Source organism: Mycobacterium sp. 134 (genome assembly GCF_048282715.1).
In the GTDB taxonomy this organism is placed as follows: Bacteria; Actinomycetota; Actinomycetes; order Mycobacteriales; family Mycobacteriaceae; genus Mycobacterium; species Mycobacterium septicum.
In genome coordinates this window covers 5,486,201-5,505,784 of record NZ_JBLVUN010000008.1, presented here as the reverse complement: position 1 = coordinate 5,505,784, position 19,584 = coordinate 5,486,201, and the positions used below count along the sequence as shown (strand labels likewise).

Genomic DNA, 19,584 nt, shown 5'->3' with positions numbered 1-19,584 from the left:
TCCCAGCGGACCTTGTCCCACGGCGGTTCCGTACAGGGTTTCGGCGTGTTGCTGATCCTATGCACGCCGACCTGTGTGGATCAACCGGGGAAGGTCATCGTTGGCACGTAGCCCGGTGCGAGAGGTTCGTACACGGCTTTCCCAAGCGTTCCGGAGGGATCGCGTACACCGTGCTCGAATCGGAAGGATCGGGCCAAGAGCCGTACTCGTGCGCGTCCTCGGCCAAATACAAGGTCCCGTCGCGGTCGAGCATTCCAATGATGTTCGCGATGTCCGGCAAGAACTTCCCCTTGAGGCTGGGCGGAACCGTGTTCCGCGCTTCTAATGTTGGTCGTAGGGCGGATGCTGACCGCGCCTACTCCTCGCGGGCCACTACCGTGTCGTAGAGGCCGAAATGACTGAGTCCTTCGTGACTGTCGATGCCGGTGTAGGACAAGGACGCGTCCTCGTAGCGGCGGAACGCGAACACGGCCTGATTCATATGCGTGCTGTTGAAGACGTTGAGGGACACCAGCAGGTGGAAGTCGGCCACACTCAGTCCAGTGACGGTCCGGAACAGCTCGGGCTCGAGTTTGGTGATGACGTCTTTGAGCGTGTTCTCCCGAAAGTCGGTGAGATACATGAAGGCCGGGATGCGGGTCGCGAACTTGATCAGCTTGTCCTGGATCTGTTTGCGCTTGGATTTGTATTCCTTCTCCTCGGCGGTCAGCTCCCGCTTTTCCGAAGAGGAGATGTTCTCACCCTTGGACTTCTTGGCGTCTTTGACCTTCTCGCTCTTGTTGATCACGGTCTCGAACACGTCGCTTCCCAGCGCCCGGAAACCTTCGATTCGCATTACAGCTTCCATCGCGTCCGGATTGTCGAGGATCTTGCGGAGAGTGGCGTTGTCGACGTTGACCAGCAGTGCGGACTCCCACTTGCGGGCCAGCAGGGTTGCGGATGTGCCGGTCATTGCGGTGTCGAGAATGGCGCCCGCGTCCAGCGCGGTCATATGGGATCCGTCATAGGCCAGGACCGGCAGGAAGTTCACCAAGTCTTTGACCGCATCTTCGGGGTTGGCGACCTCAGGTGATAGACCGGCCCCGTAGTCGGCGATCTGGCGCAGCGCTCTCGTCGGTGCGAAGTCGAACACGTAGCAGACCGGCTTGAGGGATACCTCCAGGTTCGGGTCGTCACCGTTGGGGTTCTTAATCGACCATGGCGACTGCACGCGGAACGCGGCCTGGAAGTAGGTTTCCGGCGAACTGAGGTTGCGCAGCATCAGGATTGATGACCACTGCGCGACGGTGACGCCGGTGGTGAGCTTGCCGCAGGACAAAGTGATTGTCTTCGTGTCGTGCCCGTTGCGGATGGCTGCGCGGACCGGAGGCAACGCAGCCAGGCCCACGCCCGCGCCGACGCCAGCCACCGACATCACCTCGTAGCCGTGAAAGAACGTGTTCTGCTTCTCAGCGAGCAGGTTCGCCATCGCCTGACACGAAGCCACCGAAGGAAGGAACCAGAACGAGTGGTTCAGATACGGCAACAAGCGTACGTCCGAGTATGGGAACGGCGGCTTCTTTGCGCCCAGCTTCAGATTGTCGACCTGCGTCGCCGAATAGGCGCCGCGGATGATGTCAAGCCACTTCTGCACTTCGTCCTTGTGCTTGAACACCGCTGACGCACCGACCCCGTTCGCGGCGAAGAACTCGTTGAGGTCGAACTCGTCGAATTCCCCCTGCGCGGCGATCGCCAAGAGTTCCTCGGGCATCTGGTAGGTGAGTAGCCGCATCTCGGGCAGAGCGCCGTAGGGATTCCACGCTCCGGGATAGTCTTGTGCCCATTGCTGTTTAGCGCGTTGCTCATCGGTGTAGGTCCAGTTAAAAATCTGTTCCTCGATGAACTCGCCGGTCGCCAGTGCTCGAAATGGCGTTCCCGACAGGTAGAGGTAGGCCTTGGTGGTGATGGGCAGGAACTCGACCTCGCTCTCGCCGAGTTCGTCGAGCTCTTCGTTGAACGTGTCCAGTTCCGGGTTGTATTCAGCGGCCGTCTCCTGCTTGGCCTCCGACGCGTCCTCGCCTTCGAACAGCTCCTTGGCGCTGTCGCGCCACGCGCCAAAGTGGTACTCGTCGAAAACAACTAGATCCCAGTTGATTTCGTGCAGCCATGCATTCTTGGCCTTGATGTTGCCTAGTTTATCTTTGCCCAGCAGGTCCTGGAACGAGCCGAAGTAGACGAGTGGCTGTGATCTGTCGGCTGTGGTGGGGTCCTCGGTCGCCTTGGACCGGTATTGCCAGCCGGTGAAGTCGACATGGGATTCCAGGTCGTTCTGCCAGGCGTCTTCGACCGCGGGTTTGAACGTGACCACCAAGACCTTGTGTGCGCCCAGCTTCTTTGCGAGCTGATAGGTGGTGAACGTTTTACCGAACCGCATTTTGGCGTTCCACAGGAACCTGGGAACAGCGTTTTCATCTTCGGCCCTTATTGACTGGAAGTAGGCGTACGCCTTGTCGACGGCTGCCCGCTGCTCGGGGCGCGGCGGAAACGTCTCGTGGTGAGTACCCGTGTAAGCCTGGCCTGTTCGTAACTCATTGATCACGGTTGCGACGTCGGCGACCGTGCAGGCCATCCACTCAAGCTCGGTGTTGATGAATCCTTTCACCTTGAGCCGATCGCGCACCATGTGGTCGCTGAACGTGGACCCGTCTTCACGCTCGCCCGACTCGTCGAGTTGAATCGTATAGTTCTTGATCGCCGCGGTCTTGAGCTGCTGGCCGACGCGGGCTTTCACGCCCTGGGCGGTTTGGCCGATCTTGAGCAGTCCGGCATGAGCTTCGTCCTCGATCGAGTACGCGTAGATGCGTAGGCGGGCTTCGGGTTTCGCCGGAAGGAGGTCCTCAATTGGCTTAGTCATCTGACAGATCCATCGGGCGGATCATCGACTCAATAAAGCCTTGCTCTTCCTCGTCGATGCCGTATTTCTCGTAGAGGTCGGCATCTGTCCATGTCCTGTCCCACGATTGCATAGGTACCCAGGTGTAGGTCGAGTGGGTGGCGTGTTGGGTAATCTTCCGTAGGGAGACTAGGAATCGGAAGAACCTCGTTGCGTAATAGGACATGACGCTCTTCACTCGGTCCTCGGAATCGAGGTAGAAGAACAGGAACGATTGTGTGCACACGGACGGCGACGGCGCCATCATTGGTGGACCCAGTACGAGATCGACACCAGATTTTTCTCGCTCTCGACCAGATCCAACAGCTGGAACGAGCAGCTTCCATGTGTCGATGAGGTGGGTGCTTTTGGTGATGGCTTCGCGCGCGATGAACCCTTTGCCCCGTTTGACCGAGTGGATATAGAACAGCGGCACGTCTCCAGAGTGCTGTTTCTCGTGGAAGCCGCCGAAGTTGGAGGTCCAGCCGAACTCCTTGTCGCGCGCCAGGATTGTATTGATCGATGGCTCGCCTTTCTCGAGGACCTTTCGCAGGATGGTGAGTGATCGCGCGTCACGCACGAGTACGTCGAACTCATCAAGTGCCCGCGGCATCGGGCCGATGGTGTCCCCACCTCGAACCGTCGTGACATTGCAGGCGCCGTCGTGCGAGGCATCCCAAAGGAAGTAGCAAGCGCCACCGTTGATACCGACGGACGGGAAGACATCTGCGGCATTCGGGTAATCGACAAGCTCACGGATGTGCTTGTCGGCAAGCATCGTTCGCCGAAACTCGGCCAACCCTAGCCCGCCTGCCATCCACCTGGACGGAATAACCATCGAGAGGTACCGGGGGGCAAGTGTTTTCGCTTGCTCGACGAAGTGCTGGTAGATCGGGATGTCCCGAGTCCCGCCGTCGGATTGAAGTTGGTACGGCGGGTTACCGATAATGACGTCGAACTGCATTTTGTCTCCGAATAGCTCGGCGATGCGAGCGTTGATGTCGTCGGTGTGGATGAAGGCGTAGGCGTGGCTTTCGAGCCCCTCGCCGCGGTCCAGGGTTGTCTGAGCGGCGCCGCAGTACGAACACCGACCGTTGGTACCGCGCCTGATCGGGTTGCCGTTTCCGTCGGCGGTCTCGACGAACTCGGTCGCACCCGCCCAGGTGTGCTCCATAGGCTCGAACCAGATATTGCCGTCCGCTGTCGTGAACAAACTGGCAACGGAATGCTCACCATTGGCGAACTTCGAGCAATAGACGCTGCGCCGGGCCAACATCGCAGTCAGCTGAGTGATACCAATCCCGAAGACTTGCTTAGTGAGGATGTGGTCGACACGCTCCTGTAGGTCCGGGATGTCGGCTGCCAGTCCTTCAGTCAGGCGCTTGGCAACCTCCCGCAGAAATACTCCGGACTTGGTGAATGGGTCGAGAAAGGTCACCGACCTGTCGGCCCACATGCTGGCTCCATCATGGGTGTCAGCCCAGGCGTCTGCGACCAGATCGAGCATCTCGGCGGCCAGCTCAGGTGGTGTAAACACCTCGTCGTTGGAGAGGTTAGCGATGCAGGTCAGCACGTCCGGATTCCGGCTGCGTAGACTGAATATGACCGGCTCAGTCATGGTCGCGGCCTGCGATGCCAGCGACTGACAATGATCCGTGGTCTTTGGTCGACGTGAAGATTTCATGTTTGCCCAGATCGGCGAACAGGGTGTCCTCCTCGCGGAAGGATGACGCCTTGGTCATCGTGTCGAACCGGAAATCGCGGCGGCGGAACTTGCCCTTGCCGAGATACGACCACTCAGCGAAGGTGATCGGCATCGGCGTGACTTGACGCGTCGTCATCGATTGAGCGTCACCGTGGACGATATTTGCCGCCAGCACGGCTGCGGCTGCGTCGTACAGGGTGTCTCCCTGAACCACGCCGAGATAGTCAGCGAACACCTTCAGCAGGTTCTCGCGACACTCGGCCACGTTGTCATCGAGCAACTCGATGCCGTAGATCGACATCAGCGCCAGCAGGGATTGGTGGCGTCGCTCGAAGTCCCTCTCTCCGTAGCGGGCGTGAACCGTCGCCAGCTTGCGTTGAAGCACCGGAACCAGAAAGTTGCCCGAACCACACGCGGGTTCAAGGAAACGGGAGTCGATTCGCTCCGACTCGCCCTTCACCAGGTCGAGCATCACATCGACCAACCACGGCGGGGTGAAAACCTCACCGTGATCGGCTACCCGCTGCTTTGACTTCACCAAATTCACAGCAACAGCCTATAAGGACGGGGTACGAAGAGGACTTTTTTGGAACGCGCAGGTCGAGTGCGTGAAACGAACGGCCGTCGCGGCGTGCCCCGCGGTCCGGTCGGGAGCACAAGACGCGCCCGGAGAATTTGGTCGGTGACCGAAGCCCCTCGTTCGCCAGGGCCAACATTTGGATGATTGAGTCGTTCGAGCTGGTGGATCGTAACGGTGAGTGCGGTGACGTCGGTGGTGCAGCCCGGCAATGCACAGGCCGAGGAGCAGGCAGGCAGACCGCTGCGGTGAGGGAAAGCCCCTGGCTGAGGTAGAGCGGGATAAAGATGCAGCTGGCGGCGATCCAGAAGTACCAGGTCTCGGTCCGCCGGGTATTGAGCAGCCTTTGGGCGATCAGCGACAGACACGTCGTCACCGCGTCCAGGACCGGTGTCGCGTCGTGCGCGGCGGTCAGGATGACGTACAGCATCCAGGCGCCCGGTACCAAGAACACGGCGCACCAGGCCAACTCGGCTCGGCTGCTCTGTCGCACTACCGTCGTACCCGTGTCTGCTCGACCTCTCAGCCACTGCCACCACCCGGCGAAACTCAGGACGATGTAGAGCACCTGCAGACCCGAGGCCGCCCACAGACTGGCCGAGGTTAACAGCACTAGGAAGAACGCGTTGTTGGCGATCCCGATCGTGAAGAGCGCACTGGTGAGCGGCTCCACCATGCGGACCAGCCAGTCGATGGTCTGGGACAGTGCCCCTGGGATCGTTGTCGAGATCGTTGTTGCCCGTGATGAAGCTGTACGGGTTGCAGTCGTCTACCGCGCTGGGATGCCCATGCCCATGCCCATGCCCATGCCTCAGCTCTTGACCAGCTCACGCGCCGCAGTTTTCTGCGTCCGCATGTACAACCACAGAAGCACCGCCGCGAACCCCGCGATCCCGAGCACTTCAGCAAGAGTCCCGTCATTCCCGGGGAAGATCGCGAACGGATCATCACTCCCGGTGCCGGCGACGAACCCGGCGAACACGACGCCGTAGAGGCTCTCACCAACGATCATGCCGGTGGCCAGCAGCACCCCGAGGCGCTTCTTGCGTTCGACGTTGCCACCGGTGTGGTCGGCCCACTTGTTGTAGAAGTACCCCAGCAGAGACCCGAGCGGGATGATCAGGGTCAGGCTCATCGGCAAGTACATGCCCATCCCGACGGCCAGCGGTGGCAGGCTGAATCGCGAAGTACGGGTGAGGATCTCGTCGACGATGACGATCACCACCCCGATCGCCGCGCCGAGGCCGATCAGCGACCAGTCCAGCGATCCGCCAAAGACACCCTTGGCCAGCGACGAGATCAGCGCGGCCTGCGGCGCCGCGAGGGCGTGGTCGGTGGCGCCGGGAGCGCCGAGGAACCCGAACGCCTGCTGCATCAGGTCCAGCACCGGCGGAATGATCGCCGAGCCGAACAACACGCCAATCACCAACGCCACCTGCTGTTTCCACGGGGTGGCGCCGACCAGCTGGCCGGTCTTGAGATCCTGCAGATTGTCGTTGGAGATGGTGGCCACCCCGAACGTGATGGCCGCGACGAACAACGTGAAGGCGATCAACGCAACCGACTGCTCATCGTCGGCGCGGCCGAACACGAGCTTGATCACCAGCGCGGCGATCAACACGGTCAGGATGCCGACCCCGGAGATCGGGCTGTTCGACGAGCCGATCAGACCGGCCATATAGCCGCACACCGCGGCGATCACCAGGCCGATGACGAAGATGAACACCAGGCTCGCCACGATAATCCCGGTCGCACTCCCGTGCAGCACGGTGCCGTGACTGAAAACCCACAGCAGCACGGCAATTGGAACCAGCATCGCCACCACGGTGCCCACGACGATGGGGAACGGGATGTCGCGTTGGGTGATGTCGACGAGCTGGCCTTCTCGCCGCTCCCGCGCCGAGGCCATCGCCTCGGTGATGCCCTTGATGATCGGCCGCAGGATCTTCAGCAGCGTCCACACCGCGGCCACCGCAATCGCCCCCGCCCCGATGAACCGCACCTCATGCACGAACACCCCGTCGATCACGTCGGCCACAGACTCGTCGGTCCCGAACGCCCCGATGGTGCGGATCGGCAGCAGCACCCCGAACGAGATGACCAACCCGACCAGCATCGCGATGCCGACGGTCATCCCGATCAGATGCCCCACGCCGATCAGCGCCAGCGACAGGCTGGCACCGAACATCGATCCGCCGGCACCAACGCGGAAGTAGGCCGCAACGTAATTGGCCAGCACCTTGAGGTTGGCCAGCAGTCCGAATCCGGCCGAGACCAGGGCGCCGAACGCGATGACTCGGATACCGACGCGGTTCTCCTCGGCGCCGCCGCTGCTGTCGCCGACCTTCAGCACCTCGGCGGCGGCCACTCCTTCGGGGTAGGGGAGATCGGAGCCGGTGACCAGGGCCCGGCGCAGCGGGATGGAGTACATCACGCCGAGGATGCCGCCGACGGCGCACACCGCCACGGTGATCCAGTACGGGAACCCGGTCCACCAGCCGATCATGATCAACCCGGGCAGCACGAAGATGATCGCCGAGAGCGTGCCGGCCGCCGAGGCGACGGTCTGCACGATGTTGTTCTCCACGATGGAGTGGTTGGCGAAGTTACGCAGGATGGCCATCGAGATCACCGCTGCCGGGATGGCAGTGGCGAACGTCAGGCCGACCTTGAGGCCGAGATAGACGTTGGCGGCGGTGAACACAAGAGTGATCGCGCCACCGAGCAGGATGCCGCGGATGGTGAGTTCGCGCAGGGTCGGGGTGACTGGGCTCTCCGTGGCCAACTCGGCATCCTCTCGTTTGCTGGTGAATACACGGTAGGCACTGGGCGGCGGCAACGCTGGCTGATCGGCTCACAGACACGAGCCGGCCGATATCGGGGTGTGGCCGAAAAGACTTTTCGAAACGCGCATTACGGGTAGTTGAGCGCAATCGGCTCAACTGTATTCGACGCGCGTGAAAGTTCTGTCGTACGGTCGGAATCATGACTGTCTACAACCTGGCATTTGAATGGACAGACACCAATCGGCATTGGTTTATCGAAGTACCGATTCGGATCGTGGCGTACGCTGCCCTTGCGTTAATCCTGCGCTTTTTGCTGCATCGGATGATCGATCGAGCGACCACCGGCAGGGCGGTGAAGGCCAATAGCGGAGAGGTGGAGGGGCAAGCCAGAAAACCACCATTGCTCCGCTACTTGCGGGATCGCGGGTCGGCGACGGAGAGCAGCGTCCGGCTGGCCGAACGTCGCCAACAGCGCGCGCAGACGATCGGGTCGGTGCTGAAGTCCACGGTGTCGATCGTGCTGCTGGTCTGGGTGGTGCTGGCCGTTCTGAGCGTGCTCGGGGTGAACATCGCGCCCTTCATCGCCTCAGCCGGTGTGGTCGGGCTGGCCATCGGGTTCGGCGCGCAAAACCTCGTCCGCGACTTCGTCAGTGGTGTGTTCATGCTGCTGGAGGATCAGTACGGCGTCGGTGACACCATCGATGTCGGCGATGTCGTCGGAGAAGTACAGAGTGTCGGGCTGCGCATCACCACCATTCGTGACATCGACGGCACCCTCTGGTACGTCCGCAACGGGGAGATCGCCCGCGTCGGCAACATGAGCCAGGACTATGCCGTCGCCCGCGTCGAGGTGCCGGTGGCGCTGACCGCCGACGTGGACCGGGCCGAGCAGGTGGCGCTCGACGCCGCCAAGCAAGCCGTGGACGATCCTGCCGTCGCGCGAAAAGTGTTGGGGGAGCCGGAGATGCTCGGTGTGCAAGAGTTCTCGGCCGACCAGGTCACGTTGCGGATGACGGTGAAGACCCGGCCGAACGCGCAATGGTCGGTCCAGCGCCGGCTGCGCCGCGAGATCCTGCGGGCGTACGACGAGAACGACATCGACCTGCCTTATCCGCAGGGGCGCATACATGCCGTCGTCGGTGGGCGGGAGCCTGAATAGGGCTGTGGCGAATGTGTAGGCTTTCGCGGCGAAAGGCCGAAAAATTCGCAACAGGCTACACATTCGTCGCAGGGCCTGGACATGGAACATCACCGTCAGGCGTGCGTCCGGTCGACGCCTCCGACGGTCGTTCAAACCGATCTGATCGAAGAGTCGGCTGAACTATCATCCCCACATGGCTCGGGCCATTTTGGTGCTGTTGTCAGGACTCGTGATCGCGGGCGCTATCGCGACACCCGCTCACGCCGAACCAGCACCGCCCTGCGCCTTCACGCTGTCACCGCCCGCTATCGTCCACGTCAATGGCACCGACATGGTCAGCGCGACCGTCTCCCCAGCCGCGTGTGGAGCGCCGGCGGATCCCCGCTTCACCGTGGCCTGCGTGCAGCGTCAGGACAACGCCTCGCCCATCCAGTGCAATCAGGGCAGGGGCGCCCAACCGGCGCAGGTGCTGACGCCCTTCCGGCCCGGAGCGACCTATGTGTCCACCGGCCGGGGATGCGGCGGTTGGATGGGCATCAGGGAGATCGCCCCGCAGTGCCAGGTGCTCGGCCCACTCTCGGCGCCGCTGTAACCGGCGGAGAATCCGTCGCCGTCCGTTCATCTGTGGAATCCCTGTCAGTCACCTGTGCGCGCCAAGCTCGTCCGACGCACCGGCACAACTGAAGAGGGTGGCGCATGAGAACGGCACGGGCCGCAGCAGTGACGACGGCGGCAGCGCTGATCCTGGCGGGGTGCTCCACCGAGGGCAAGAAGCCAGGAGAAACCCCGAAGGCGACCCCACCGATCGACTGGAACCTCCCAGCCCAAGACAGCTACCACCGCACCGCGACCTACCCGGTGTATCTCAACAGGCCTGCCGACGATCCGGTCGACAAGGAGACCGTCGCCGAGATCTCCACCGTCACTCCCGACGGCAACACGCTCATCTACACCGACGCCGCCGCCAAACGCATCGGCTTCATCGACATCGCCGACCCCGCCAAACCCGTTGGCAAAGACACGCTTTCCCTCGCGGAGCTGGGCCACAAAGACGACCAGCCCACCTCCGTGGCGGCAGTGGGAGACCACGTCCTCGTCGTCGTCGACACCACCGGCGGCGACTTCGCCCACCCCTCCGGACGCGTCGACATCGTCCGGACTGCCGACCGCACCCGCGTGCACAGCATCGACCTGGGCGGTCAGCCCGACTCGATCGCTATCAGCCCGGACGGCGCGTTCGCCGCGATCGCCATGGAAAACCAGCGCAACGAGGAGTTCACCCCGCCGGGCAAGGAGGAAGGCGACCTTCCCCAGCCGCCAACCGGATTCGTGCAACTCATCGACCTCAAGGGAGCCCCGAACACCTGGACACCGCGCAGGGTCGACTTCGATGTGGAGGCGGCACGAAAGGCCGGCCTCGATACCCCCGAAGACCTCGAACCCGAGTACGTCAGCATCAACTCCCGCGGACAGGTCGCGGTGACGCTGCAGGAGAACAACGGCATCGCCGTCATCGACGGCCACACCGGCACGGTGCAGAAGATCTTCAGCGCCGGAAGCCAATCCGTCGAGGGCATCGACACCAAAGAAGACGACGCGATCGACCAGACCGGCTCGATCACAGACACCCCGCGCGAACCCGACGCCATCGGCTGGATCGGCGACGACCACTTCGCCACTGCCAACGAAGGCGACTGGAAGGGCGGCACCCGCGGCTGGACGATCTTCGACGCGAGAACCGGCGAAGTCACCTGGGATGCCGGAAACTCCCTCGAACAACTCGCGGTGCGCACCGGCCTGCACATCGAAAGCCGGGCCGAATCCAAGGGGCCGGAGCCGGAAGGCTTGGCCATCACCACCATTGACGGCCACCCGACCGCGCTGATCGCCTCCGAACGCAGCAACTTCGTCGCCGTCTACGACGTCAGTCATCCCAGGGCGCCGGAGTTCCGGCAGATCCTGCCGACCACGCCGGGCCCCGAAGGCGTCCTGCCGATCCCGTCGCGCAATCTGCTGGCCATCTCCTCCGAAGCCGACGACGCCGAGGCCAGGGTGAGGGCCTCGGTCAACCTCTACGGCTACGGCAAATCCTTCGCCTCCGCAGGCAAACCCAACTTCCCGTCGATCGTCTCCGCCGATAGAGACGGTAAGCCGATCGGCTGGGGCGCGCTCGGCGCACTCACCGCGGCCCCGAAGGACCCCGACCGGCTCTACACCGCCAACGATATCGCCTACGGTCCGGCCCGCATCCTCGGCGTGAACGTGGCGCAGAAACCGGCCCTGATCGACACCGAACTGCCGGTCACCGAAGCCGGTAGGCCCGTCAGCCTCGACACCGAGGGCATAGCGGCCCGCCCGGACGGCGGATTCGTGCTGGCCGTGGAAGGCGAGGACGGCCCAGGTAACCAGCTGGTCTATGTCGCCGTCGACGGCCAGATCGAGAAGCGGGTTCCGTTGCCCAAAGACATTGCGGCCCAACTCGGCAGCAACGGTCTTGAAGGCGTCGCCGTCGACGGAAACTCGGTCTGGGTGGCACTGCAGCGCGAACTCAGGAACGATCCGAAAGGTGTGGTCCGCATCGGGCGCTACACGCCGGACGACGACAAGTGGGAATGGTTCGGCTACCAACTGGACGGCACCAGCGCCAAGGACGACTGGATCGGCATCTCCGAAATCGCCGTCCACAACGGCGAATTGCTGGTCCTTGAACGCGACAAACTCAACGGTCCCGATGCGCGGCTGAAAGCGCTGTACCGGGTCGCGATCCCTGAGAGCGCGGGGGCAGGCAACCTGCAAACCCTGCCGAAGACCTTGGCCCGCAACCTGGTGCCGGATCTGCAGGCCACCAACGGCTATGTGCAGGAGAAGGTCGAAGGCTTCGCGATCGCGGGCAATCAGAACCTGTATGTGGTCACCGACAACGACGGGCTCGACGACGCCAACGGCGAGACGGTGTTCCTCGATCTCGGACCGGCGGCCGAGGCGTTGAAGAGATAGGGCACCTGAGCCCGGCCTCCGTGTCATGATGGCCCGCATGAGGACGGCGGTGCTCATCCGATCCGACAAGCTGTTGATCTTCGGTGGCCTGGCCATCTGCGTGGTGGCCGGGCTGTCGCACTACGGTGGCTGGCCGCACCTGGTCGGCTTTGTCGTCAGCGCTCTGGCGGTCACCGTACTGGCGTCAGTGGTCGGCCTGGCCGTCGAGCAACTCGGAGATCGGTTCGGCCCCGGGGCAACCGGGGTGCTGCAGTCCGCGCTCGGCAATCTGCCGGAGCTGTTCATCTGCATCTTCGCGCTCAAGGCCGGACTGGTCGATGTGGTGCGGGCCGCGTTGATCGGTTCCATCCTGGCCAACCTGCTGCTGGTATTGGGGCTGGCGTTCCTCGTGGGCGGACTGAAGCACGGTTCGCAGAAGCTGGGCTCGGCTCAGGTCCGCACCATCCTGGTGCTGATGGTCCTGTCGGTCACAGCCATGGCGATTCCGTCGATCGCGCACGAGGTGCACGCCCCCGCCTCCGAGCACGAAGTGTCGTTCTCGATGATCGTGTCGGTCGTCCTGCTGGTGCTGTTCGGACTTTCGCTGCCGTACTCGCTGAGCCGGGACAAGACCAAGACCAGTGACCCTGTGCCGCAGCCAGATAAAGAGCCGCCACGCTGGCCGGTCGGCCTGGCGATCGGGATGTTGGCGATCGCCGGGGCGTCGGCGGCATTCGTATCCGATTGGTTTGTCGCGGCTTTGGAGCCGGCGATGGACTCGCTGCACATCTCGCAGGCCTTCGCCGGTCTGGTGATCGTGGCCATAGCCGGCAACGCGGTCGAGAACGTCGTCGGCGTGCAATTGGCGGCGAGAAACGAGTCCGAGTACGCCTTTTCGATCATCCTGAACAGCCCGATCCAGATCGCCCTGGTGCTGGCCCCGGTGCTGGTGCTGGTCAGTCAAATCTTCGGGCTGGCGTCGCTGACCCTGGTGTTCGGGCCGATGCTGATCGTTGCGCTGCTGGTCGCCGTCGTCCTGGCCGCGATCATCGCCTTCGACGGCGAATCGACCTGGCTGGAAGGCGCATCGCTGATCGCGCTGTACTGCATCATCGCCGCCTCCTTCTGGTGGGGATGACCGTCGTCGATTGAGGTAGTCGGGTACTCGTGTGCCCGCATGGTGTTGCTCGTAAGTCTGGAGTCCGACAACGAGTCAACAGGGGGTACTGCCATGGAAACTTCATCTGGCCGGCGGGCATTCGCCGGCGCGGTTCTGACGGGCGTGTGTGCGGTCGGGGTGATGTTTGCGCCGCCGGCACTGGCTGCGTCGCCGAAAGCCAAGCTCGTCAACACCCAAACCGGTCTGTGTCTGACCATCGCCGGTGGGGAGAGCACCGATAACAACGTTCACGCACTGCAGTTCACCTGCGACTCGCACCCGTCGCGCCAGTGGTTCCTGGACGACATGGGCAACGGCACCGTGCAGATCAGAAACGTGCAAACCAACAAATGCCTGACCATCGCCGGCGGGGTGAGCCGTGAGAACAATGTTCCTGCATTGCAGTTCACCTGTGATGATCATCCGTCGCGCAGTTGGGTTCTGGACGATCAGGGCGACGGGACCACGCAGATCAGGAACGTCCAAACGCAGAAGTGCGTGACGATCGCCGGCGGCGTGAGCCACGACAACAACGTCGAAGCCGTGCAGTTCGATTGCGACGACCACCCGTCGCGGACCTGGCGCATCGTGTACCAGGGCGGGTGACCTAGACGGCGAACGCCAACCAATAGCCGATCGGGATCGTCACGAAATAGCCGAGGATCCCGACGGGGATACCGATCAACGGCGTCCACTTGCGCCGTTCGGCCACCGCTGCGCCCACCAAAGCCGTTGCGGTGCCCACGATCAGGCACATCCACGGAATGAACACGAGCATGCCTTGGCCGTTTGCGGACAGCTGGCAGACCTTGTCGGTGACGCCGTCGTGGCACGGGTCGGTCGCCATGGCCAGCGGCAACATCAGCACGACGGCGGCCGCGAAGCCCAAAGCGCCCATGGCGCTGAGCAATACAACGAACAACACCCAGTGCTTCCCGCTATTGCGCTCGGCGGCAGGCAGCTCCGGGGCGGTCATCGATCAGCCTTCCGCGGCCACCAACGACCCGAGCTTGATGTCGGGGTTGTCGCGCTGGAAACCCTCCAGCCGCCACGGCGTCGAGAACAGCACCAGCATGACGCCGTCGCTACGCGTCAACACTTCGGCCGATACCTGACGGTTCACGAAGTCGGCGTCCTCGGGGCGGACCACCCGCGCGACCTGATAGGGCAGGTTCTCCAGCGCGATCGGCGCGCTGAGCTCGGTGGCCATCCGGTGGGCGGCCACCTCGAACTGCATCGGCCCGACTGCGGCGAACACCGGCGCCTGCTCGCCGCGCTTGTCGGAGCGCAGGACCTGCACGACGCCTTCCTGCTCGAGTTGCTCGATGCCCTTGCGGAACTGCTTGTGCTTGCTGGGATCGGTGCCGCGGGCCACCGCGAAGTGCTCGGGGGAGAAGCTCGGGATCGGCGGGTACACCACCGGGATGTCGCGGTACAGCGTGTCGCCGGGGCGCAGCGCCGCGGCGTTGGCCAACCCGATCACATCGCCGGGCCACGCGTCGTCGAGCGTCGAGCGCTGCTGGCCGAACACCGACTGCGCGTACTTGGTGACGAACGGCTTGCCGGTGGCGGCGTGGGTGAGCACGTCGCCGCGCTCGAAGGTCCCCGAGACCACCCGCGCATACGCGATGCGATCGCGGTGCGAGCTGTCCATGCCGGCCTGCACCTTGAACACAAACGCGCTGAACGGCGACTCCACCGCCCGGTGAGTCCCGTCGACACCGAGCGACCCGCTGGGCGCCGGAGCCAACTCGACCAGCACGTCGAGCAGCTGGTTCACGCCGAAGTTCAACGCGGCCGAGGTGAACAGCACCGGGGAGGACTCGCCGGACAGGAACGTCTCGCGGTCGTAGTCGGACCCGTCGATCGACAGCAGCTCGGATTCCTCGACGGCGGTGTCCCAGTCGTCACCGGCGGCGGCGTGGGCGTCGGCGGCGGCGATGTGCTCCTCGGGGGCCGCGGTGGCGCCACCCGCGGTGCGGGTGAACCGGATGAACTTCTCGGCGCGACGGTCCATCACGCCCTTGAAGTCCCCGGCGATACCGACCGGCCAGGTCAGAGGGGTGGTGCGCAGCCCGATCCGCTCGTGGATCTCGTCCATCAGCTCCAGCGCATGCCGGCCCGGGCGGTCCCACTTGTTGATCACGGTGATGATCGGGATCCCACGGTGCTTACACACCTGGAACAGCTTGAGGGTCTGTGGCTCAAGGCCTTTCGCGGCGTCGATGAGCATGACCGCGCAGTCCACCGCGGTCAGCACGCGGTAGGTGTCCTCGGAGAAGTCGGCGTGCCCGGGGGTGTCGAGCAGGTTGATGACGCAGTCGCGATAGGGGAACTGCAGCGCGGTAGACGTGATCGAGATGCCGCGGGCCTTCTCCATGTCCATCCAGTCCGACACCGTGGAGCGCCGGCCCGCCTTGCCGTGGATCGCGCCGGCCTCGGTGATCACCCGGGCATGCAGCGCGAGCGCCTCGGTCAGCGTCGACTTACCGGCGTCGGGGTGGCTGATGACTGCGAAGGTGCGGCGACGGGCCGCCTCGGCAGCGATCTTGGCAGCTTGGGCGGTGTTGGTGACGGGGGCGTCGAGGGCGTTTTCGGTCATCTCGACTAGCGATGGTATGGGCGTTTGGGGGCAAACCCGTAATCGAGCGCGCGGATGCGACGGTGGTACCGCCGGTGATACTGCATTTCCGGATCGCCTATTGGTTCCCTTCCCGGTGCTGATGTGACACCTGTGGTCACCGCCCGATACCCCGGCGCCGGAGGGCATGATCGTGCGTGATGAACATCTGCGTCTTCCTCTCGGCCGCCGACCTCGATGACCGCTACACCGAACCGGCGCGCGCCTTCGCCGAGCTCCTCGGCACGGGAGGCCACACGCTGGTCTGGGGCGGCTCCGACAAGGGGCTGATGAAGGTCGTGGCGGACGGGGTGCAGAGCAGTGGCGGCAGGCTGGTGGGGATCTCGGTGGAATTCCTGCGACAGCAGGCGAGGCCGGGCGCCGACGAGATGGTGATCACCGCGGACCTCGCCGAGCGCAAGGCGACGCTGCTGGCGCGTTCGGATGCGCTGGTGGTGATGGCCGGTGGGCTGGGCACCCTCGATGAGGCCACCGAGATCCTGGAGCTGCGCAAGCACCGGCGCCACGACAAGCCCGTGGTGTTGCTGAACACCGCGGGCTTCTACGACGGCCTGGTGATCCAGCTGCGCCGGATGGAGCAGGACGGCTTCCTGCCCCTGCCGCTGGACGAGCTGGTGTTCGTCACCGAGGAACCCGACGCGGCGATGACGTACCTCCAGAGCAGTGTCGGCGGCGCTGCCTAGCATCGGGCCATGCCATCGGAGCGCCCCGCAATACCCGCCGCAATCAAGCGCGCGGTACTGATCGAGGCAGGCCATCGGTGCGCCATTCCAACGTGTAGGCAGACACCGGTTGAGATCGCGCATATCGAGCCGTGGTCGGCGGTGAAGACGCATGCCGTGGAAAACCTGATCGCGTTATGCCCGACCTGTCATACGCGGTACGACAACGGCGATATCGATCGAATCTCGATGCGCCAATACAAAGCCAACCTCGCCATTCTGAATAACCGATATACCGAGACCGAACGCCAGCTGCTGCGGGCCTTCGTGCGGAAACTCGACATGGCCAAGCGATTGGTGCCGTCCGTCACCGCCGCCGGCCTGGCCGACATGGCGCAGATCGGCCAGGTGCGCATCTACTCGGAGATGGATTGGATGCTGGTCAACCTTGTCGACGACGGGCTGATCACCTTCCGTGACCATGGACACCGTGCGCTCGAAGCGCAGGAGCGCGCGTTGAACTCGAAAGTCGTCGAGCTCACGGCCAAGGGGGCCGAATTCTTGGAGCATTGGATGACGGCGCAGCCGCTGGGCTAAGGATGCGCCGTGCCGCTGCGTCATCGCAACGAGACGATCACGACTCGCCTACAGCGGGTGGCCGTTGCGCCGAAGGTCAGGGCGTCCGGTTAGGATTGAGACACTGATCGGGTTCCCTATCAGACCTAATCAAAATGGCCCTCGCCGAACCACATTGGAGTGAAGTTGACGTCTGTTCGTCGTGCCTACCTGGCGGTCGCACTTGCTGTGCTGGCCGTGTCGGGTGGTGTCGTTGTTTCGGCCCTGCCGGACTGCGCCGAGCACTGCCAGACGTTGGCCGCCGCGCCCCAGGGCGCACCGCAGCCGTCGCCCACCGAGCCGGCCAAACTCAGCATCGTGCCCAAGCCCGACGCCGAGGTTGACCCGCTGGCCCGGGTGATGGTCACCGCCGGCACCGGCACCGTGGCGCGCGTGACGATGGTCAACGACGCTGGCAAGGAGATCCCCGGCGTCCTCACCCCCGACGCCAGGACCTGGAAGCCGACCTCCACGCTCGGCTACGGGCGCACCTACACGCTGAAGGTCGACGCCCGCGGACCCGGCGGTATGCCGACCCGCAAGACCACGACTTTCTCCGTTGTGACCCCCGGCTACCAGGCCCGCGTCTACCTCAACGGCACGAACTACTCCCCGCTGCAGGACGGTGCCACCTACGGCGTCGGCATGGTGATCGTCGCGCGCTTCGACGAGCCGATCACCGACAAGGCCGCCGCCGAGAACCGGATGAAGGTCACCACCGAGCCCAAGGCCCTGGGCTCCTGGAACTGGATCGACGACCAGACCGCGCATTGGCGTCCGCAGAAGTACTACGCCCCGGGCACCAAGGTCACCGTCGACGCCGGCATCTACGGCGCCAAGCTCGGTGATGACCTCTACGGCGCGCAGGACGAGAAGGTCTCCTTCACCATCGGCGCCTCGCACGTCACCGTCGCCGACGACACCGACAAGCAGGTCAAGGTCTACGAGAACGGCAAGCTGGTCCGCACCATGCCGACCTCGATGGGCATGGGTGGCACCGAGACCATCGGTGGCACCACGATGAGCTTCTGGACCCCGCGCGGCATCTACACCGTGATGGACAAGGCCAACCCGGTGATCATGGACTCCTCGACCTACGGCCTGCCGGTCAACTCGCGGCTGGGCTACAAGACGACCATCCCGTGGGCCACCCGAATCAGCATCGACGGCATCTACCTGCACCAGCTCAACGCGACGGTGTGGGCGCAGGGCAACACGAACACCAGTCACGGCTGCCTCAACCTCAACGGCGACAACGCCGAGTGGTTCTACAACTTCTCGGTACCCGGCGACATCGTCGAGATCCGCAACACCGGCGGCGACCCGCTCAAGCCGACCAACAACGGCGACTGGTCGGTGACCTGGACCGACTGGGTCAAGGGCAGCGCGCTGCGCTGACGCTCGCCAGGTCTACTTCGGCGCAGGCAGCTTGGCCGCGATGCGGTCGATGACCTGATTGGCCTGCGCCGCTGAATCGCCGTCACCGCAGACGATCGACTCGACCACGGCGCTCCCGCGGGCCAGGACGGCGTGATAGCAGTTGCGGGCCGGGGCTTCCTGGCGCTGGACTCCACCGCCACCGCGGGCGGTGTCGCGGCGCGGATCGGGGAGGGCCTCCGGGTTCTCCGCGGTGACCGGCCCTGCCGTCCAATGCTGGGTGATGTCCTTGGCGGTGGTGGTGAACACGACGCCCTCGCGGCACTGTTCGTCGTTGATCATCCGCACGGTGTTGCCGGCCACCCGGAGTGCCTGACGTCCGGGCTGGGGCCACACCGGTGACGTTTGCGGAAACACCTGAATCAGCTGGGCGGCGGACTGGCCCCGGGCGCCGCGGTTGTTGTCGCCGACGACGCCTTGGTAGCCGTCGGCACCCACCGCTTCCTGGAACAGCAGGCGGGCCGCGCAATCGCGTGGCTCGATGCCCGCCGAGGGCTGCCCGGGTTGGGTGAACGTGGCGGTCTGCTGCACGTCGGTGTCACCGATGATGTCGCCCAGCTCGCCGGGCGGCAGGAGGGCCGCACGGGCAGCCTCGACCGGGTCGGCCGCAGCGGGGGACGGTGTCTGCGCGGCCGCGGTGGTCGGTTGTCGAGACGACGCCACGACGTTGCCATCGGTGCTCTCCGAGCATCCGGCCAACAGCAGACCGATTCCGAGCAAACCCATCACAGCCCGCACTGCGCCCCCTCGTAATACCTGTTGACCGCGACGAGCCCCGCTTCACCGGCCAGGCTCCGCGATAAATCTTGCCGCAGCCGCGGGGGACGCGGATGCGGCAATTTGTCGCCATGCCCGCCGGGTCGATCGGAAAATTGGTGCCTGCGGACCGCGTTGACGGCGGTTAGGATTTGCACGGTTGCTGCCCGGTGGCTACCAGACACCACGCGAAGGTCTGGTCGGTAGTGAATTGATTC

General features: G+C 64.1%; 16 protein-coding genes. 8 read left to right on the top strand and 8 right to left on the bottom strand.

Translation table 11 applies throughout. The features are described from left to right. Positions 1-355: 355 nt before the first annotated feature. From ACNQVK_RS31185 to ACNQVK_RS31165, 5 genes are all read right to left on the bottom strand, one after another. Positions 356-2,893 carry a DEAD/DEAH box helicase family protein gene (locus tag ACNQVK_RS31185; protein ID WP_418032593.1) on the bottom strand — a complete coding sequence of 846 codons (2,538 nt, stop codon included), beginning with the start codon at positions 2,891-2,893 and terminating at the stop codon, positions 356-358. Beyond that, a complete protein-coding gene (locus ACNQVK_RS31180; protein WP_418032592.1) occupies positions 2,886-4,529 on the bottom strand; it encodes an Eco57I restriction-modification methylase domain-containing protein in 1,644 nt (547 codons plus the stop codon). The genes ACNQVK_RS31185 and ACNQVK_RS31180 overlap by 8 nt, the downstream gene beginning before the upstream one ends. Continuing rightward, complete coding sequence (locus ACNQVK_RS31175) at positions 4,522-5,088, bottom strand: DNA methyltransferase (RefSeq protein ID WP_418032591.1); 567 nt, start codon at positions 5,086-5,088, stop codon at positions 4,522-4,524. Before ACNQVK_RS31175 ends, ACNQVK_RS31180 begins: the two co-directional genes overlap by 8 nt. A 31-nt stretch (positions 5,089-5,119) precedes the next feature. Then, a complete protein-coding gene (pnuC, locus tag ACNQVK_RS31170) occupies positions 5,120-5,869 on the bottom strand; it encodes a nicotinamide riboside transporter PnuC (protein ID WP_418032590.1) in 750 nt (249 codons plus the stop codon). A 135-nt stretch (positions 5,870-6,004) separates the two neighbouring features. Then, positions 6,005-7,978, bottom strand: coding sequence for an OPT family oligopeptide transporter (locus tag ACNQVK_RS31165; RefSeq protein ID WP_418032589.1), 1,974 nt, complete (start codon positions 7,976-7,978; stop codon positions 6,005-6,007). 200 nt (positions 7,979-8,178) lie between these two features. Between ACNQVK_RS31165 and ACNQVK_RS31160 the strand changes: the two genes are divergently transcribed. From ACNQVK_RS31160 to ACNQVK_RS31140, 5 genes are all read left to right on the top strand, one after another. Continuing rightward, the gene (locus tag ACNQVK_RS31160) at positions 8,179-9,138 is read left to right on the top strand and encodes a mechanosensitive ion channel family protein (protein WP_418032588.1); all 960 of its coding nucleotides are present in this window, start codon (positions 8,179-8,181) and stop codon (positions 9,136-9,138) included. Positions 9,139-9,313: 175 nt separating this feature from the next. Continuing rightward, positions 9,314-9,712, top strand: a complete 399-nt coding sequence (locus ACNQVK_RS31155; RefSeq protein WP_418032587.1) for a hypothetical protein — start codon at positions 9,314-9,316, stop codon at positions 9,710-9,712. 104 nt (positions 9,713-9,816) lie between these two features. Beyond that, positions 9,817-12,117: an esterase-like activity of phytase family protein gene (locus tag ACNQVK_RS31150; protein WP_418032586.1), complete on the top strand. Its 2,301-nt coding sequence runs from the start codon at positions 9,817-9,819 to the stop codon at positions 12,115-12,117. A 37-nt stretch (positions 12,118-12,154) separates the two neighbouring features. Beyond that, entirely contained in the window at positions 12,155-13,234 is a 1,080-nt protein-coding gene (cax, locus tag ACNQVK_RS31145) for a calcium/proton exchanger (protein ID WP_418032585.1), read from the top strand. 39 nt (positions 13,235-13,273) lie between these two features. Continuing rightward, positions 13,274-13,861 (top strand): RICIN domain-containing protein, encoded by a 588-nt coding sequence (locus tag ACNQVK_RS31140; RefSeq protein WP_418032584.1) that lies wholly within the window; start codon positions 13,274-13,276, stop codon positions 13,859-13,861. Between the two features lies 1 nt (position 13,862). Here the strand turns inward: ACNQVK_RS31140 and ACNQVK_RS31135 are convergent, their stop codons facing one another. Both ACNQVK_RS31135 and ACNQVK_RS31130 read right to left on the bottom strand, forming a co-directional pair. Continuing rightward, the gene (locus ACNQVK_RS31135; protein ID WP_418032583.1) at positions 13,863-14,231 is read right to left on the bottom strand and encodes a hypothetical protein; all 369 of its coding nucleotides are present in this window, start codon (positions 14,229-14,231) and stop codon (positions 13,863-13,865) included. Between the two features lie 3 nt (positions 14,232-14,234). Continuing rightward, positions 14,235-15,857, bottom strand: coding sequence for a peptide chain release factor 3 (locus ACNQVK_RS31130; RefSeq protein WP_418032582.1), 1,623 nt, complete (start codon positions 15,855-15,857; stop codon positions 14,235-14,237). A 179-nt stretch (positions 15,858-16,036) separates the two neighbouring features. On the opposite strand from ACNQVK_RS31130, the gene ACNQVK_RS31125 reads away from it, so the two are divergent. From ACNQVK_RS31125 to ACNQVK_RS31115, 3 genes are all read left to right on the top strand, one after another. Continuing rightward, positions 16,037-16,579, top strand: a complete 543-nt coding sequence (locus ACNQVK_RS31125; protein WP_418032581.1) for a TIGR00730 family Rossman fold protein — start codon at positions 16,037-16,039, stop codon at positions 16,577-16,579. A 9-nt stretch (positions 16,580-16,588) separates the two neighbouring features. Further along, the gene (locus tag ACNQVK_RS31120; protein ID WP_418032580.1) at positions 16,589-17,155 is read left to right on the top strand and encodes an HNH endonuclease; all 567 of its coding nucleotides are present in this window, start codon (positions 16,589-16,591) and stop codon (positions 17,153-17,155) included. Between the two features lie 159 nt (positions 17,156-17,314). Further along, positions 17,315-18,571, top strand: coding sequence for a L,D-transpeptidase (locus ACNQVK_RS31115; protein WP_418032579.1), 1,257 nt, complete (start codon positions 17,315-17,317; stop codon positions 18,569-18,571). 12 nt (positions 18,572-18,583) lie between these two features. Here the strand turns inward: ACNQVK_RS31115 and ACNQVK_RS31110 are convergent, their stop codons facing one another. Further along, positions 18,584-19,348, bottom strand: a complete 765-nt coding sequence (locus ACNQVK_RS31110) for a sensor domain-containing protein (RefSeq protein WP_418032578.1) — start codon at positions 19,346-19,348, stop codon at positions 18,584-18,586. Between the last annotated feature and the right edge of the window lie 236 nt (positions 19,349-19,584).

Bases quoted from the DNA above. Each gene is read 5' to 3' on its own strand.
- ACNQVK_RS31185 (WP_418032593.1), bottom strand. From the start codon at position 2,893: ATGACTAAGCCAATTGAGGACCTCCTTCCGGCGAAACCCGAAGCCCGC.
- ACNQVK_RS31180 (WP_418032592.1), bottom strand. From the start codon at position 4,529: ATGACTGAGCCGGTCATATTCAGTCTACGCAGCCGGAATCCGGACGTG.
- ACNQVK_RS31175 (WP_418032591.1), bottom strand. From the start codon at position 5,088: ATGCTCGACCTGGTGAAGGGCGAGTCGGAGCGAATCGACTCCCGTTTC.
- pnuC (WP_418032590.1), bottom strand. From the start codon at position 5,869: ATGGTGGAGCCGCTCACCAGTGCGCTCTTCACGATCGGGATCGCCAAC.
- ACNQVK_RS31160 (WP_418032588.1), top strand. From the start codon at position 8,179: ATGACTGTCTACAACCTGGCATTTGAATGGACAGACACCAATCGGCAT.
- ACNQVK_RS31155 (WP_418032587.1), top strand. From the start codon at position 9,314: ATGGCTCGGGCCATTTTGGTGCTGTTGTCAGGACTCGTGATCGCGGGC.
- ACNQVK_RS31150 (WP_418032586.1), top strand. From the start codon at position 9,817: ATGAGAACGGCACGGGCCGCAGCAGTGACGACGGCGGCAGCGCTGATC.
- cax (WP_418032585.1), top strand. From the start codon at position 12,155: ATGAGGACGGCGGTGCTCATCCGATCCGACAAGCTGTTGATCTTCGGT.
- ACNQVK_RS31140 (WP_418032584.1), top strand. From the start codon at position 13,274: ATGGTGTTGCTCGTAAGTCTGGAGTCCGACAACGAGTCAACAGGGGGT.
- ACNQVK_RS31135 (WP_418032583.1), bottom strand. From the start codon at position 14,231: ATGACCGCCCCGGAGCTGCCTGCCGCCGAGCGCAATAGCGGGAAGCAC.
- ACNQVK_RS31130 (WP_418032582.1), bottom strand. From the start codon at position 15,857: ATGACCGAAAACGCCCTCGACGCCCCCGTCACCAACACCGCCCAAGCT.
- ACNQVK_RS31125 (WP_418032581.1), top strand. From the start codon at position 16,037: ATGAACATCTGCGTCTTCCTCTCGGCCGCCGACCTCGATGACCGCTAC.
- ACNQVK_RS31120 (WP_418032580.1), top strand. From the start codon at position 16,589: ATGCCATCGGAGCGCCCCGCAATACCCGCCGCAATCAAGCGCGCGGTA.